A 222-nucleotide genomic window follows, 5' to 3' on the forward strand; every position below is an offset into this window, starting at 1 on the left:
GGCCCACGGAGCGCCGAGGCCGCCCGCGGCCTCGTCGGCGACCGCGCGGATGCTGTTGCCCACGGCGGCGCGCTGCACGGCGCCCGCCTGCGGCGAGCTCTCGTCGTAGCCTGCGAACAGGTCGTCGCCCCGACGCCGGCCGAGCGCGGAGAGGACCGCGACCGGAGGCCAGGCGACGGCGCGGGCAGCGCGGGTCCGGACCGTCCGGGTCACGGCCTCCGC

1 pseudogene is annotated in these 222 nt (G+C 80.6%); it reads right to left on the reverse strand.

Annotated features, from left to right (window positions below):
• Window positions 1-222: pseudogene (locus tag F0U47_RS20365) on the reverse strand (ABC transporter); the annotation flags it as partial.

Source organism: Nocardioides antri (assembly GCF_008373765.1).
Lineage (GTDB): Bacteria > Actinomycetota > Actinomycetes > Propionibacteriales > Nocardioidaceae > Nocardioides > Nocardioides antri.